The following is a 15,559-nucleotide window of genomic DNA, read 5'->3' on the forward strand; positions in this document are numbered from 1 at the left end:
TTTGTGCAAAAGGGTTTAAGAATCCCAAAAAAATCAATTGAGATCAGCTTAAAACAAAGTTTTAAAAAATGTACTAAGTAAATTTTCGAAAACTGGCAAGGACACATGTAAGAGAGCCGGACTGAGACAAATGAGCGTCGACAGAATAACTGGATATAAAAAAGACTTCCTCCCCGAATAGGATGAAGCCTGTTAAAAAAATCAATAAGTCCGGAGGTATAAATTTTAAAAAAGTTATACCTCCGGACACAAAGTAGCTTTTTATTAATCTTCTTCGCCGAAGAAAGCTTCTTTAAGAGCTGGACCGTAGTAGATTCCATCATCTTCAAGATCTTCTTCAATGCGCAGGAGCTGGTTGTATTTAGCAAGGCGGTCACTGCGGCACAGAGAACCGGTCTTGATCTGTCCTGCATTGAGGCCTACTGCGAGGTCAGCAATGAAGTGGTCGCTGGTTTCACCGGAACGATGGGATACGACGTTGGTATAACCGGCAGTTTTAGCAAGTTCCATGGTATCGAGAGTTTCAGTAACAGTTCCAATCTGGTTCAATTTGATCAGAATAGAGTTACATGCTCCGCGTTCAATACCTTCAGCAAGAATTTCAGGGTTGGTTACGAAAAGGTCATCGCCAACAAGCTGAATTTGTTCACCGAGTTCATCAGTCATTTTTACCCAGCCGTCCCAGTCGCCTTCAGCAAGGCCGTCTTCGATGGAAATCAGCGGGAAACGCTCAACAAAATCAGAATAGAATTCAATCATTTCTTCAGCTGTGAATTCTTTGCCTTCACCTTCGAGAACGTATTTACCGTCTTTATAGAATTCAGAAGCAGCAGCATCAATTGCCAGTGCAACATCAACACCGGGACGGTAACCAGCTTTTTCAATAGCTTTCATAATGTATTCGAAAGCCTGAGCATGAGACTCAAGGTTAGGAGCAAATCCACCTTCATCACCTACTGCGGTGTTGTGACCGTCAGCAGCGAGAATACCTTTAAGGGTGTGGAAAATTTCAGCACCCATGCGCAGAGCTTCAGCAAAAGTTTCAGCTCCCACAGGCATGATCATAAATTCCTGAATATCCAAGTTATTAGGAGCATGCTCGCCGCCATTAATGATATTCATCATAGGAACAGGCAGCAGCTTACCGTTAACACCGCCAAGATACTGATAAAGAGGAATACCCAGCAGGTTTGCAGCAGCTCTTGCAACAGCCATGGATACGCCGAGCATTGCGTTTGCACCAAGTCTTTCTTTATTCTCAGTTCCATCCAATTCTATAAGCAGGTTGTCGATAGAAACCTGACGCAGAGCATCCTGACCAACAAGGGCTTCAGCTATTTCTTCACGGACATTGGCTACAGCAACCTGTACGCCTTTACCTCCGAAACGGTCTTTGTCTCCGTCACGAAGCTCAAGGGCTTCACGGGTACCGGTAGATGCTCCGGAAGGAACAGCTGCGCGACCTGTTGCGCCGGATTCGAGAACTACTTCAACCTCAATTGTGGGGTTACCTCTGGAATCAAGAATTTCTCTAGCCCAAACAGCTACAATAGTACTCATGACATTTCTCCTTGAAAATTAATCAACACATTTTCCGGTTACTTGGAAATGCCGGAACCGCCCCGGCAAAAACCTACAACTAAACTATTCTTCTACGCCGAACCACCCCATGCGTAACCCGTCTAAAAGAAGAGTAGGCTCCACACGATCAATAGCACGGCAGACTTCAGCAATTCTAGTGGCAAATCCTCCGGTGGCGATTAGTTCCACCTCACCTCCCAAAGTATTGCCAAGTCGCTCACTAAGTCCTTCAACCATAGCAGCAAATCCAAAAATAAGCCCTTGATTAAGGCTATCGGCAGTGCTTTTACCGGGTCTTATAACATTAGACTCGATTTCAAGCGAAATATGCGGCAGTTTTGCAGTGCCTGTTGCAAGAGCTTTAGTGGAAGACAGCACTCCCGGACAGATGAGACCACCCATGTAATCATTGTCTACCACACAATCAAAAGTTGTTGCAGTACCGAAGTCCACAACAATTAAACTCCTGCTTTCACTGATATTACGCGCGGCAAAAGCAGTTACCAGCCTGTCAGCACCAACTTCCCACGGCCGCTCATATTTATTGTTAAGCGTAAGGGGAATAGAACTAGGTACAAATTTAAGTTCACAGGGAAAGAATCTTTCTACTGCGCTTTTAAGAATAGGATTCATGGGCGGAACAACTGACGAGACCGCACCACCGAGTATATCTTCGGTTGAATAACCCGCCACCCGGCAGATCTCCAAAAGCTTCAGCCCCCATGAATCAGAAGTGCCACCGGGATCAGTCGGCAGTACAAAAGAAGGCCCTATCTTATCATAGGTAGAGAATCCAATCTTAGTATTGGTATTACCTACATCAAAAAGTAAAATAGTATCTTTAGACATATAAGAGCCTTAAACTTTATTGGATGATTAAAACACCCCTGTCTGAGCTTTAAACTCTTTAAGAAGATGCTCCAACTATCCATAAATAACAGTGATCATTTTAATTACCTGCCCCAAGCTGCTATGTTGAAAACATAGCAAAACACTTCTTTTAATCAGATGGAGGCAAAAGATAACATACTCCGGAAAAACTAAAAACATAATTACTGTTTCTTTTAAGACACAAATACAGTAAAATGTATAAACCTGAATGTCGCCTACTCCATTATGCAAGAGTAATCAATGGGAGGTAATTATCTTTTTCGAACACAAAAATGTTCACTTTGCAACATTTGTGTAAGAAATTGATAGTTTATTGACTAAAAACGAAATTGAAATTAATTTTGAAAATAATGCTACTGATATTAATGGTTCAACTTAATTGAAAATGCGGAGCATAAACGTGCCGGACAAAAAACTTTTATCCATAGCTGAAATATCCCGCCTTCTGGAAGTTCCCGAATCTACTCTCCACTACTGGAAAAACAGATTTGCTCAATACCTGCCAAGCACAGGCAGAAATAGACAAAAAAGATTCAAACCTGAAGCTGTTGAAATTTTTAAAATAATTTCCTCAATGCTTAAACTGGGGCATACAGCTGAAGATGTAATGTCAGAACTGTCAAAAAAATATCCCCTAAATGTAACTATTAATCATGAAGATGTTCAACCTGATGCAGACTTTCCGGCACAGATGCAACAGGTTAATCTTGATCCGGCAATACAGATGGCTGCAGCAATGGGAGCAGAAATTGCTAAATCCATCAACGAAGGGCTACAAGGACTTATGTCCTGCATGCCCGGAGCAAATGCTTTGCCTGAAGACATAAGAACTTGTATGGACAAAGCTACTCAGGACTTAAACGATCAGGGAGAATCCATTGACGGTTTAAAAACTGAGAATGAACTGTTAAAAGAGAAACTTTCTATTATGGAATCAGAACTGGTCAGACTGCGCAAGGATCGGCGTGAAATGGAAAAATACCTCCTTGACAAGCTCAAAGCCGTAACTAAATAGACTTAGCAAGCATATACACCTTACCCCATGGTGTAACCAAGCTTACCTTATACTTAACATCTCATTTTCCCTTTCAGTTCTCGAAAGATAGCTGGAAGGAATTTTATGTTTATTGGAGGATAACAATGACTACACAGACTGAAAAATTCGAATTTAAAGCTGAAGTTAACCAATTGCTGGACATTCTGGTCCACTCTCTCTACACCAACCGCGAAATCTTTCTGCGGGAAATTATTTCCAACGCATCCGATGCTCTTGATAAAATGCGTTTTGCCATCAACAGCGAGCCTGATCTTAATGATGAAATTGAACCGGAAATCACTATTTCCTACAATGAAGAAAACAAATCCGTAATCGTAAAAGATACAGGTCTCGGCATGACTAAAGAAGAAGTCATGGCCAACATAGGAACCATCGCCCATTCTGGTTCAGCAGAATTTGTCAAACAGGCAGCGGAGTCAAAAGAAAGCTTAGACTCTCTTATCGGACGCTTCGGTGTGGGCTTCTATTCTATTTTCATGGTTTCAGATAAAGTTATTGTTCGCACCAAATCATACAAAGACGGTGAAGCTGCTATCCAGTGGGTTTCTGATGGTAAAAACAGCTATGAACTGAGTATCCTTGATGAAGAACTTACTCATGGAACATCTATTGAAATTTTCCTCAACGAAGATATGGTTGAACGCTTCGGCTCCGAAGGCAAGCTGAAAGATATCGTTTCCAAACACTCAAATTTTGTATCCTTCCCCATCATGATTGGTGGAGAAAGGGTTAACACCGTAACTGCTCTGTGGCGCGAACCTAAATTCCAGATTAAGCAGGAACAATACGAAGAATTTTATAAATTCCTGACTTATGACTCACAGCCGCCTATAAGCACACTGCACTTTTCCGTCGATGCTCCGGTTCAGTTCAACAGCCTTCTTTTCATTCCCGAAAAAGACCTTGATATCTTCGGAATGGACCGCGATAACTGGGGACTAGACCTCTACGTACGTCGCGTACTTATCGAAAAGCAGAACAAAAATCTCTTGCCCGAATACCTTAGCTTCATCAAAGGTGTAGTTGATACTGAAGATCTACCGCTGAATATATCCCGCGAAACGCTTCAGGACAACCTGCTCATCGGAAAGATCAGCTCCACTTTGACTAAACAGGTTTTAGGACAGCTTGAAAAAATAGCTAAAGATGATCCTGAAAAGTATGCACAATTCTGGAAAGCACATTCGAAGATCTTCAAAGCCGGGCATATGGATTTCCTGAATAGAGATAAATATTCAAAACTGCTGCGCTTTGATTCTTCTAAAGCTGAGGATGAGACTCTTATTGCTTTTGATGATTACATTGAAAGAGCTAAGGAAGATCAGAAAGAAATATACTATTCAGTTGTTGCAAGCCGTGAAGCTGCGAACCTGAATCCTCACCTTGAGATCTTCCGCAGCAAGGATATTGAAGTAATATATCTTTACGAGCCGATCGATGAATTCGTCATGGAATCCTTACGTGAATATAGTGAATTCACTCTGGTCGCAGCAGAATACGCTGATCTTGAAAAGCTGGATAAGTTTGAATCAGCAAAAAAAGAAAATGAAGCAGAGCCTCTTTCCGACGAGCAGGAAAAGGATATGGAAGCTCTTGCCGCCAAGATGAAAGAAATTCTCGGCGAGCAGGTTGCAGAGGTTAAAATATCTGAAAGACTTTCCGACTCCCCCTGCCGTCTGATTAATCCTGATGGTGCTATGACTTCCTCCATGGAAAAAATCATGAAAGCCATGAACAAGGATAACTCTATTCCAACTAAGACCATGGAAATCAACGCTGATCATCCACTGCTGCGTTCCATGTTGAATATCTTTAAAACCAATGCTGATGATGAGTTCATTGCACTCTCCTCTAAACAGCTCCTTGAATCAGCTCTCCTTCTTGAAGGATACTTAAGCGACCCTCATGCCTTGGTTGGACGGATTCAAAACCTGCTGACTAAAGCAGGCGGGTGGTACGCTAAGCTTGAAGAAAAAGACTAATACATAAGAATAGATTACAAATAGAAAGTCTCGTTCTGGCGTCTCACCCGTCAAGTAGACAGTTTTAAAGGGACCATTAAGAAGATTAAATCGGCCAGTTTTTCTCGGAACATTACCTGGAAAAACTGGCCGATTCTTTTTTAAATTTTTTCTAACTATAAAAATAGATATAATTATTGAAGAGTCTCAATACTTGCCCCGTGAGCAACAAGAGTATACGTAGTGCTTCATCCCATAAACCCCACAACCAGTCCTGCATATTCCATGAACAAATCAATTCCTACCTATTCTCCAAAGCTAGCTGCACAACTCAATACTCCCATTGCCATTGGCAATAAAATCGTCCCCAACCGCCTGTGGCTGGCTCCCATGGCAGGATTGACCCACAGTGCCTTTCGTCAGGTTCTGGCCCACTATGGTTCCTGCGGTCTGGTCTTTACGGAAATGTGCAGCGCCAAGGCTGTACCAACGGAGAATCCCCGGATATCCCCGGTATTTCGGTGGCAGGAGTGGGAACTTCCCAACTTGGTCTGTCAATTGTTAGGCAGCGCGCCAGAGGAATTTGTAATTGCAGCTAAGCGCGTGGAGCGCGAAGGTTTCTTTGGCGTAGACATCAATATGGGATGCTCGGCACGGGGAATGATCAAGCGCGAAGCGGGAGCTGCCCTACTTAAGACACCAGACAAAGCAATGGCGGTGGTAGAAGCGGTACGAAAGGCTGTGTCTATTCCTGTTTTTGTTAAATTCCGCACAGGATGGTCCAAGGAAATTGCCCCAGCAGTAGCCCTAGCCAAAGATCTTGAGGCAGCAGGAGCCGATTGTCTGGTATTCCACCCGCGTGTAGCCCCGGACAAACGTACCCGCCCCCCCAGAATTGACCACATCCGCCACATAAAGGAAGCTGTCTCCATTCCTGTCTTTGGTAATGGGGATGTGACAACCACGCAGCACTGTCAGAATATGCTTGATACGACAGGCTGTGATGGCGTATCCATTGGCCGTATGGCCGTGGCTCGTCCCTGGATCTTTGCCCAATGGACAGCAGACTTTACCCCTGACGACAATATTTTTCAAGACTATGTCCTGCGTCTGGCAGCAGCTTTGGAACAGGAGTTCGATCCCATCCGAGGCATCAAAAGATTTCGGCTATTCATGGCCTATTTTGCAGCCAATTTCCGATTCGGTCACAGCCTGCAATCCTCCTTTTCCACGGCAAAAACCATGGACGATGTCCGTCGGTTGGCCAAAGAATACATCAGGCCGAACATGTCCTTGAGCCAGTCTCCCAACATGAGCTTGTACAGTCTCTAAGTAAGTACCCCTAGAAAATATCCTATCTTTGTTAGTGTACATAGTTAACCCCATGTGCTATTAGTACCACGTTAGTCAAAGTAGACAACACATTAAGCATATCCTTCAAACTACCAGAAATAATAGAGATAATATAAACGGAGTTCGCAATAATGGCTGAGAAAATTCTTGTTACCGGCGGTGCCGGATATCTGGGGTCTACCCTGGTTCCCATCCTGTTATCAAAGGGATATGAAGTTACTGTTCTCGACAACCTACTTTTCGGACAAACTCCACTCTTGGATTGCTGTCACTATCCTAGTTTCAATTTCATCAAAGGCGATATTTGCGATTACAGCCTAGTTGACGAACTGATCGCTCAGCACGATATTATCATCCCATTGGCTGCAATTGTCGGAGCGCCGGCCTGCAAGATGAACCCCACTGTAACCGACTTGGTTAACAAGCAGGCACACATGCATATAGTAAACCAGACATCTAAAGATCAGGCTGTCATCTTCCCCACTACAAATTCAGGGTACGGCATAGGTGAGAAGGATGCATACTGCACTGAGAAAAGTCCTTTGCGTCCCATTTCTGAATACGGCATATGCAAGGTTGAAGTGGAGAAAGCATTTCTTGATAAGGGCACAGCGGTCACTTTCCGTCTGGCAACAGTGTTCGGCATGAGTCCAAGAATGCGCATGGACCTGCTGGTCAACGATTTTACATATCAGGCTTTCAAGAATCGCTCTGTAATTCTGTTCGAAGACCACTTCCGACGCAATTATATCCATGTCCGCGATGTTGCTAAAGCTTTTATCTGGGGCATCGAAAACTATGGTAAAATGAAAGGCGAGCCTTTCAATGTGGGACTTTCCACTGCCAACCTGACCAAACGCCAATTGGCAGAAAAAATCGGCGAACATGTGGAAGGTTTCTACATCCATTCCGCAGCGATCGGTGAAGACCCGGATAAACGCGATTACCTTGTTTCCAATGACAAGATCGAAGCCCTGGGCTGGTCTCCCGACCATGATTTGGATATGGGTATCCAGGAGCTGCTGAAAGGATATCGCATTCTTAAACCTAACCAGTTCTCCAACGCTTAGGTTTGAAGCGAAATGACAGAGTTTAATGACATACCTGTAATTATTCTTGCTGGCGGCAAAGGTACAAGATTGAGTTCTGTTGTTGCCGATCGACCGAAACCTCTGGCTGAGGTTCTGGGCAGGCCATATATAACCTTCCTGCTAGATCAACTGGTCGAGTCTGGTTCTTCAAGAGTAGTCATCTCTACAGGCTACAAAGCACAAATGATCAAAAAGGCGCTGGGATCGAAATATAGGTCCCTGCGCCTTTCTTATGCTCAGGAAGATGAGCCGCTCGGAACCGGTGGCGGTATCCGGCTGGCCATGGAGCAACTTGAGGGAGATATTTTTCTGGTCTTGAACGGTGATTCATATTGCGGAGCAGATCTCTCGCTTTACAGTAAATGGTTTTTTAAAGAGTTGCGTGAAGCTTCGTTACTGCTTACCAGAATGAATGATACATCCCGCTACGGACGGGTGTATCTGGATGATTCACAACAGGTTACTAATTTTGTGGAAAAAGGCGGCAATACAGGAAGCGGCCTAATCAATGCGGGCATATACCTATTGAAAAGATCAGTATTGAGCGATGTCCCTGTCGGATATGCCTGCTCTATAGAGCAAAATATTTTTCCCGGCCTTATAGGCAAAGGACTATTCGGTTTTCCTGTAAACGCCTCTTTTCTCGACATCGGCACCCCGGAATCATATGCTGAAGCGAAATTATTTTTTAAAGGAATTCAAGAAACTAAATGATTATCAGTAGAACCCCGTTTCGTGTTTCTTTTTTTGGAGGAGGCACGGATTATCCAGCTTGGTACATGAAACATGGTGGCAGTGTTTTGTCTACAGCCATTGACAAATACTGCTACATCACTCTTCGTTACCTGCCCCCATTCTTCGAACACAAAATTCGTCTGGTATATTCGAAAATGGAACAGTGTCAGCATTTCTCCGAATTACAGCACCCCGCTGTACGCGAAACATTGCGATACATGAATTTTGTCGATAGTCTTGAAATTCACCACGATGGGGATCTGCCAGCACGTAGCGGAATGGGGTCCAGTTCGTCCTTCACCGTAGGGCTGCTTAACGCCCTCTATGCCCTGCGCGGCAAGATGGCTGAGCCTCATCGCCTGGGGATGGAATCTATCCATATCGAACAGAATATGATCAAAGAAACTGTAGGTTCCCAGGACCAGATGGCTGCAGCCCACGGAGGATTGAATCATATTGAGTTCCGGAAGGACGGGGAAATTTTTGTCAACCCGGTGATAGTTTCACCAGCAAGGGTGGCAGAACTATCTGACCACCTTATGCTGTTTTATACTGGGATCATGCGCACTGCTTCTGATGTGGCCGAGAGTTTTGTTAACGATCTTGAAGCCAAGCACGACCTCCTGCATCGCATGAACGGTATGGTCAAGCAGGGAATAGATATTTTGACTAACGGCGGAGATATCTGCCTTTTTGGCGAATTATTGAATGAAACATGGCAGGCCAAAAAGCAGCTTGGCGACAAAGTAGCTAACCCTGTGGTCAATGACCTTTATTCCCGGGCCCGTAAAATGGGTGCTATGGGAGGCAAGCTTACCGGAGCAGGCGGCGGGGGATTTCTGCTACTCTTCGCACCACCTGAGAAACATAAATGCATCAGGCAAGAGCTCAAAGAACTCTTGCATATCCCGTTTGATTTTGTCCGCAATGGTTCCCAGATCATTTTTTACGACCCCAGAATCGATAACTACAGAGCTCTTGAAGAAGAGCACAACCGTAAAGACGTCAACGGCTTTTATGAACTGTCTTCCCTAAAGGCCTGATTTTTATAGCTTGAACAACCAGGAGCATTATGAAGCTTCATCCCGACAATAAACGAACCATGTATCGTGATATGCTGCGCATCCGTATGGTACAGGAGCGTATCGAAGCGGAATATCTTGAAGACCGCATGCGAACACCCGTGCACCTCTGCGTTGGCCAAGAGGCCAGTGCTGTAGGAGTATGCGCTACCCTTCGCAAAGGTGACTACATCAGTTCCAACCATCGCGGACACGGGCACTACCTTGCCAAGGGCGGTGACCTCAAGGCCCTGATGGCCGAGCTGCATTGCAAAACCACCGGGTGCGCCAAAGGTTATGGAGGTTCTATGCATCTGGTGGACACATCTGTGGGAAACATGGGCCATTCAGCTATTGTAGGTGGCGGTATTCCTATAGGAACTGGACAGGCGCTTGCTTCCAAAATGCTCAAACAGGACAGGGTCAGTGTAGTTTTTTTCGGAGACGGCGCGGCTGACGAAGGTACGTTCTATGAATCTGTCAATTTTGCCATGCTCAAGAAATTGCCTGTGGTCTACGTTCTTGAAAACAACGGTTGGGCGGTTTGTTCTCCCACGGCATCGCGTCAGTTGGGTAAAAACGTATTCCTCAAAGGGGCCGCACCAGAATTACTGTCCGCGCAATCCATTGATGGCAATGATGTGGAACTCATCTATGAAAAAGCCATTGCCGCTGTCGAGCGTGCAAGGTCCGGTCTTGGGCCCTCGCTTATAGAATGCAAGACCTATCGGATGCTCGGTCATGCAGGATGTAAGGCACAGGATGCCAAAGGATACAGGGATGAGCAGGAGGTCGAAAAATGGGCCGAACGATGTCCTTTGCAGTCTTATGGACAGAAATTGATTAAAGGAGATGTTCTGACGCAATCCGATATCGACGTCATGCAGAGAGAAATTGCGCAGGAACTGGACGAAGCATTCAGATTTGCTCTTGAGAGTCCGCTCCCCACCGAAGAAGATCTTCATAAATATTTATTTTGCGAGTAAACCATGCCTTGGTCACGAATTAATCTCGATACAGTTGAACACGATTATCATAGCGGAGGTCTTGATGCCCGCCGTCTGTCCTACGCACAGGCCATTAATGAATCTCTGGCCCAGGCTCTTGAACAGGACAAGTCCGTCTATGTAATGGGGCAGGGAGTGGACGATCCTTCCGGAATGTTCGGTGCCACCCTCGGACTGGATAAAACATTCGGCTCCGATCGTGTATTCGACACCCCTCTCGCTGAAACAGCCCTTACCGGCATAGCTCTCGGTTCAGCTATTGCAGGCATGCGCCCTGTTTATTTTCATAACCGACCCGACTTCCTGACTCTGGCCATGGACCAAATTCTAAATCATGCCTCCAAGTGGCATTACATGTTTGGGGGTGCCGCCTGTGCTCCCATGGTCATCTGGGCCTGTGTAGGGAGAGGGTGGGGATCTGCAGCTCAGCACTCCCAAGCCCTACAGGGACTGTTCATGCATATTCCGGGGCTGAAAATGATAATGCCCTCTACCTGTTACGATACCAAAGGGCTCATGCTCTCAGCCATCAAGGAAAACAATCCGGTCTTGATCATTGAACACCGTCTCAATTTCCGTCAAGAAGGATATGTCCCTGAAGATATGTATACCATTCCGTTGGGTAGGGGCGCTATCCGCCGTAAAGGCAAGGACGTTACTGTGCTGGGGATTTCCCATCTTGCAAATGATGCATTCACTGCCGCAACAGAGCTAGCCGAAGAAGGCATTGATGTGGAAGTTATAGACCCCCGAACTTTAAAGCCCTTTGATGAGGAGTTAGTGTTAGAGTCCGTGAAAAAAACCGGAAAGCTGGTTATTGCCGATACCGGATGGCGTACGGGAGGAGTTACTGCAGAGATAGCTGCCACTATAGCTGAAAAAGGATTTGAGTATCTCAAGGCACCAATCAAAAGGGTAACGGCTCCGGACCTGCCGACACCTTCGGCTTACGTGCTTGAAGAGGCGTACTATGCCGGAGTTTCTGAACTCAAAGACGCCATTCGCGAAACGGCAAAAAGGTAGTCCGCATGAATAAGAATATCAGAATTTACGTGGCCAGTGCAGACAAGGCCATTGGTGCGGCCACTATCAAAGCGTTTGAAAATGCGGGATATACTGGGATTCTTCGTGCCGAAGAACCGAATCTTGCTGATCAGGCAGCAGTAAATTTTTTTTTTGCAGAAGAACAACCGCAATGGGTTGTTCTTGCGGCGGGTAAGTCCGGTGGAATTTCTTATAACAGAAAATATCCTGCCGACCTTATCTATAATAATCTGATGGTAGAAGCCAACGTTATCAATTCGGCTCATGAATCAGGGGTTGAGAAACTGCTTTATCTGGCAAGTTCCTGCTCCTATCCACGGTTATGCAAGCAGCCCATCAAGGAAGAATACCTGCTCACCGGCCCTCTGGAACCCACAAACCAGCCTTATGCAGTGGCCAAGATCGCTGGTATAGAATTATGCAGGGCTTACCGTAAGCAGCACGGAGACAACTTTATTGCTGCGGTTCCTACTAATTATTTCGGACCGGGCGATGATTTCAGCCCTGAAAACTCCCATGTAATCGGTGCGCTAATTCGGCGCATGCATGAAGCTCGTGAAATATCCGCACCCAAAGTTGAAATATGGGGAACTGGCAGTCCGCGCAGGGAATTTATATACTCCGAAGATCTTGGCCGGGCCTGTATGTTTCTGCTTGAAAAATATGAATCCGCTGACCTGATCAATATCAGTACAGGATATTCCCTGTCTATCGGGCAACTTTCCGAAATAATCAAAAAAGTGGTCGGCTACCAGGGGGAATTGACCTTTGATACCAGCAAACCTGATGGTATGCCAGTCAAGGAGCTTGATGCCTCATTGCTTACCGGAATGGGCTGGAAAGCTGAGATTGATTTTTATGATGCGCTTAGATCCACCTATGACTGGTTCCTGGACCAGGAATTTAAAAATAAAGAGATTTAATATGTTCAAATTTCCGCTCATGGATGACAATATCACCCGCGATGATCTGGATGTCCTGATAGATTTTCTGCAGGGAATGCCTCGCCTTACTCAGTCCAGGAATGTAGCTGCCTTTGAAAAAGAATGGTCTGACTGGCTTGGTGTTAAATATTCCGTATTCGTCAACTCCGGTGCATCTGCCAACCTAGCGACCATCACCGCGCTCAAGCATCTGTACGGGGACGGGGAAGTCATTGTGCCTCCCCTCACTTGGGTTTCGGATATATCCGCAGTACTCTGGAACGGCATGACTCCGGTTTTCGCCGACATCAATCCCCGTACACTGTGTATGGATGAAGATGAGATCCTTACCAAAATCACGGACAAGACCCGCGCTGTTTTCATGACTTATGTTCAAGGATTTAACGGGTTGAGTGATCGTCTGCTGAGCGAGCTGAAAAAACGAGGTATCCCGCTCATTGAAGATGTATGTGAATCCCATGGTGCGACCTTTAACGGACAGCGGCTCGGATCATTCGGGCTTGCCTCAAATTTTTCTTTCTATTTTGCCCACCACATGTCTACCGTTGAGGGGGGCATGATCTGCACCAATGATGAGGAAATGTATAATGCTGTCAGAATGCTGCGTTCCCACGGCATGACCCGTGAGGCTCCGAGTAATCATATCCGGGAACGTTACGAAAAGGAAAACCCGGAACTTTCTCCGGATTTTATCTTTGCATTTCCAGCATTCAACATCCGATCAAGCGAAATCAATGCGGTTCTGGGGCGCAGCCAGCTAAAAAAACTTAATTGTAATAATGAAATACGCACCCGCAATTTTAAGCTGTTCCTTAAGCTTATTGACGCTGAAAAATACCGTACAGATTTCGAGGTGGAAGGCAGCTGCAACTACGCCTTCAACCTTGTAATTAAAAATCCTGATTTTGAATTCAGGGATCGACTCGAAAAAACTATGGACAAAGCGGGGATTGAATTTCGCCGAGGCAGTTCAGGAGGTGGCAACCAACTGCGCCAGCACTATCTCAAGGGTATTGTTGAGCCCGATGCTTACAAAATCTTTCACGAAGTGGAGCATATCCATCATTTTGCCTACTACATCGGCAACTATCCTTCTCTTGAAGAAGATAGGGTCGTTGAGCTCTGCAACATTCTAAACTGTGTGGAATAAGGAGCAGCTTTAATGAATTCCTGCGATATAGTCCTGGTCAAACCCGGCAGTCAGAAAGCCTTATATGGAGATTTATCCGATTTCAAACTCACCGGACTGGAACCTCCTTTGTGGGGAGCCATTCTGGCCGGTTTTCTCCGAGGCAAAGGATTTGATGTCCTTCTGCTGGATGCTGAAGTTGAAGGATGGAGCTGGGAGGAAACAGCGCGGCAGATTAAAAATACGAATCCCGTTCTGGCGGTTGTTTCAGTCTCGGGCTCAAATCCATCTGCTTCCACCATGAATATGGTCGGGGCCAGTGCCATAATAAACAATCTCAAAGAGATTGATCCTAATATTCCCACCGCCATTTCCGGTCTGCATCCAAGCGCTCTGCCTGAGGAGACTCTCCGGGAGGAAGCGTCGGACTTTATCATTCGAGGCGAGGGCTTTCATACTTTTCCCAAGCTTATCGAAGCGCTCAAAGCCGGAGAAGAGGAATTTCCAATTGCAGGATTGTTGTATGAAAAGGACGGGCGGGAAATAGTTAATCCGCAGCCTGAACTTCTGGCTGATCTGGATTCCCTGCCTATGCCTGCCTGGGACATGCTGCCTATGGAAAAGTACCGCGCTCATAACTGGCATTGCTTTGACGATATATCCAAAAGACAGCCTTATGCTGTTTTGTATACTAGTCTGGGCTGTCCGTTCAAATGCACATTCTGCTGTATCAATTCACTTTTCGGGAAAAATACTATCCGCTACCGTAGCATTAATTCGGTAATGATTGAGATCGACGAGCTGGTTAATCGCTATGGGGTCCGCAATATCAAGATCATGGACGAGATGTTCGCTATGAATGAAAAGCGGGTCACTGAACTATGCAACCGCATTATCGAGCGCAATTATGATTTGAATTTCTGGGCTTATGCGCGGGTGAATACTGTATCTCAGCGCATGCTGGCCAAAATGAAGCAGGCCGGCATCAACTGGTTGGCCTACGGATTTGAATCCGGTTCTAAACGGGTCATCAAAGATGTAACCAAAGGATATGATACCGACAAGGTCATGGAAGTTGTAGGTCAGACCTACGCAGAAGGAATTTACATTTGCGGTAACTACATTTTCGGACTGCCCGAAGACGATTACAAATCCATGAACGAAACTCTCGCTCTGATGTTTGAGATCAACGCAGAGTGGTCAAATATCTATTCTGCAATGGCGCTTCCCGGTTCCAAACTTTATGATATGGCTTTGGAAAATAAATGGGCTCTGCCCGAATCCTGGCAGGCCTATTCCCAGTACGCTTACAAGACTCTGCCGCTGCCAACCAAATATCTTTCGGGCGGTCAGGTTCTCGCCTTTCGTGATTATGCTTTCGACGCTTATTATAAAAATCCAGCATATCTAAATATGATTAATTCCAAGTTCGGTGAAGAAACCATGAAGCACATAACAGGCATGGCCGAGAAGCGACTGGACAGGAAATATGCTGTCATATAGTCCGGCCCAGTATTATACCTTACACCAGCCAATATCTAGCCATAGTGTGTACCACGGTAACTATCACCAGAATCTAAATGACCTTGAATTAATATCAGAATTGATAAGTCATCATGAACTTAAATCTGCTGATAAATATTTATCAAGTCTCGCTATCACAATGTGTTACGAAATATTCCGTTAACGTGATAAAGATATCTTG

At 45.4% G+C, this 15,559-nt stretch carries 13 protein-coding genes; 11 read left to right on the top strand and 2 right to left on the bottom strand.

Features of this window, described 5'->3' with window-relative positions; all coding sequences use genetic code 11:
* Positions 1–264: 264 nt before the first annotated feature.
* Together eno and H589_RS0100990 are read right to left on the bottom strand one after the other, a co-directional pair.
* Positions 265–1,560 carry a phosphopyruvate hydratase gene (gene eno, locus H589_RS0100985; RefSeq protein ID WP_027720299.1) on the bottom strand — a complete coding sequence of 432 codons (1,296 nt, stop codon included), beginning with the start codon at positions 1,558–1,560 and terminating at the stop codon, positions 265–267.
* A gap of 84 nt (positions 1,561–1,644) precedes the next feature.
* Positions 1,645–2,430: a type III pantothenate kinase gene (locus H589_RS0100990; protein ID WP_027720300.1), complete on the bottom strand. Its 786-nt coding sequence runs from the start codon at positions 2,428–2,430 to the stop codon at positions 1,645–1,647.
* A gap of 442 nt (positions 2,431–2,872) precedes the next feature.
* Between H589_RS0100990 and H589_RS0100995 the strand changes: the two genes are divergently transcribed.
* The 11 genes from H589_RS0100995 (at position 2,873) to H589_RS0101045 (ending at position 15,357) form a co-directional block, all read left to right on the top strand.
* Positions 2,873–3,487: a MerR family transcriptional regulator gene (locus H589_RS0100995; protein ID WP_027720301.1), complete on the top strand. Its 615-nt coding sequence runs from the start codon at positions 2,873–2,875 to the stop codon at positions 3,485–3,487.
* 125 nt (positions 3,488–3,612) lie between these two features.
* On the top strand, positions 3,613–5,511 hold the full coding sequence (gene htpG / locus H589_RS0101000) for a molecular chaperone HtpG (protein WP_027720302.1): 1,899 nt from the start codon (positions 3,613–3,615) through the stop codon (positions 5,509–5,511).
* A gap of 222 nt (positions 5,512–5,733) precedes the next feature.
* The gene (locus H589_RS0101005; RefSeq protein WP_245577008.1) at positions 5,734–6,822 is read left to right on the top strand and encodes a tRNA dihydrouridine synthase; all 1,089 of its coding nucleotides are present in this window, start codon (positions 5,734–5,736) and stop codon (positions 6,820–6,822) included.
* Positions 6,823–6,974: 152 nt separating this feature from the next.
* Positions 6,975–7,913 (top strand): NAD-dependent epimerase/dehydratase family protein, encoded by a 939-nt coding sequence (locus H589_RS0101010; protein WP_027720304.1) that lies wholly within the window; start codon positions 6,975–6,977, stop codon positions 7,911–7,913.
* 12 nt (positions 7,914–7,925) lie between these two features.
* Complete coding sequence (locus tag H589_RS0101015; protein WP_027720305.1) at positions 7,926–8,648, top strand: nucleotidyltransferase family protein; 723 nt, start codon at positions 7,926–7,928, stop codon at positions 8,646–8,648.
* Complete coding sequence (locus tag H589_RS0101020) at positions 8,645–9,712, top strand: GHMP family kinase ATP-binding protein (RefSeq protein ID WP_027720306.1); 1,068 nt, start codon at positions 8,645–8,647, stop codon at positions 9,710–9,712. The genes H589_RS0101015 and H589_RS0101020 overlap by 4 nt, the downstream gene beginning before the upstream one ends.
* 29 nt (positions 9,713–9,741) lie before the next feature.
* A complete protein-coding gene (locus tag H589_RS0101025; protein WP_027720307.1) occupies positions 9,742–10,716 on the top strand; it encodes a thiamine pyrophosphate-dependent dehydrogenase E1 component subunit alpha in 975 nt (324 codons plus the stop codon).
* 3 nt (positions 10,717–10,719) lie between these two features.
* On the top strand, positions 10,720–11,760 hold the full coding sequence (locus tag H589_RS0101030; protein ID WP_027720308.1) for an alpha-ketoacid dehydrogenase subunit beta: 1,041 nt from the start codon (positions 10,720–10,722) through the stop codon (positions 11,758–11,760).
* A 5-nt stretch (positions 11,761–11,765) separates the two neighbouring features.
* Complete coding sequence (locus H589_RS0101035) at positions 11,766–12,704, top strand: GDP-L-fucose synthase family protein (RefSeq protein WP_027720309.1); 939 nt, start codon at positions 11,766–11,768, stop codon at positions 12,702–12,704.
* Between the two features lies 1 nt (position 12,705).
* On the top strand, positions 12,706–13,875 hold the full coding sequence (locus H589_RS0101040; protein ID WP_027720310.1) for a DegT/DnrJ/EryC1/StrS family aminotransferase: 1,170 nt from the start codon (positions 12,706–12,708) through the stop codon (positions 13,873–13,875).
* A gap of 12 nt (positions 13,876–13,887) precedes the next feature.
* Entirely contained in the window at positions 13,888–15,357 is a 1,470-nt protein-coding gene (locus H589_RS0101045; RefSeq protein WP_027720311.1) for a B12-binding domain-containing radical SAM protein, read from the top strand.
* Positions 15,358–15,559 lie beyond the last annotated feature (202 nt).

Origin of the sequence: Maridesulfovibrio zosterae DSM 11974 (genome assembly GCF_000425265.1) — a bacterium.
GTDB lineage: Bacteria > Desulfobacterota > Desulfovibrionia > Desulfovibrionales > Desulfovibrionaceae > Maridesulfovibrio > Maridesulfovibrio zosterae.

Excerpts from the sequence above, each read along its gene's own strand:
- eno (WP_027720299.1), bottom strand. The coding sequence starts at position 1,560 with ATGAGTACTATTGTAGCTGTTTGGGCTAGAGAAATTCTTGATTCCAGA.
- H589_RS0100990 (WP_027720300.1), bottom strand. The coding sequence starts at position 2,430 with ATGTCTAAAGATACTATTTTACTTTTTGATGTAGGTAATACCAATACT.
- htpG (WP_027720302.1), top strand. The coding sequence starts at position 3,613 with ATGACTACACAGACTGAAAAATTCGAATTTAAAGCTGAAGTTAACCAA.
- H589_RS0101010 (WP_027720304.1), top strand. The coding sequence starts at position 6,975 with ATGGCTGAGAAAATTCTTGTTACCGGCGGTGCCGGATATCTGGGGTCT.
- H589_RS0101015 (WP_027720305.1), top strand. The coding sequence starts at position 7,926 with ATGACAGAGTTTAATGACATACCTGTAATTATTCTTGCTGGCGGCAAA.
- H589_RS0101020 (WP_027720306.1), top strand. The coding sequence starts at position 8,645 with ATGATTATCAGTAGAACCCCGTTTCGTGTTTCTTTTTTTGGAGGAGGC.
- H589_RS0101025 (WP_027720307.1), top strand. The coding sequence starts at position 9,742 with ATGAAGCTTCATCCCGACAATAAACGAACCATGTATCGTGATATGCTG.
- H589_RS0101030 (WP_027720308.1), top strand. The coding sequence starts at position 10,720 with ATGCCTTGGTCACGAATTAATCTCGATACAGTTGAACACGATTATCAT.
- H589_RS0101035 (WP_027720309.1), top strand. The coding sequence starts at position 11,766 with ATGAATAAGAATATCAGAATTTACGTGGCCAGTGCAGACAAGGCCATT.
- H589_RS0101040 (WP_027720310.1), top strand. The coding sequence starts at position 12,706 with ATGTTCAAATTTCCGCTCATGGATGACAATATCACCCGCGATGATCTG.
- H589_RS0101045 (WP_027720311.1), top strand. The coding sequence starts at position 13,888 with ATGAATTCCTGCGATATAGTCCTGGTCAAACCCGGCAGTCAGAAAGCC.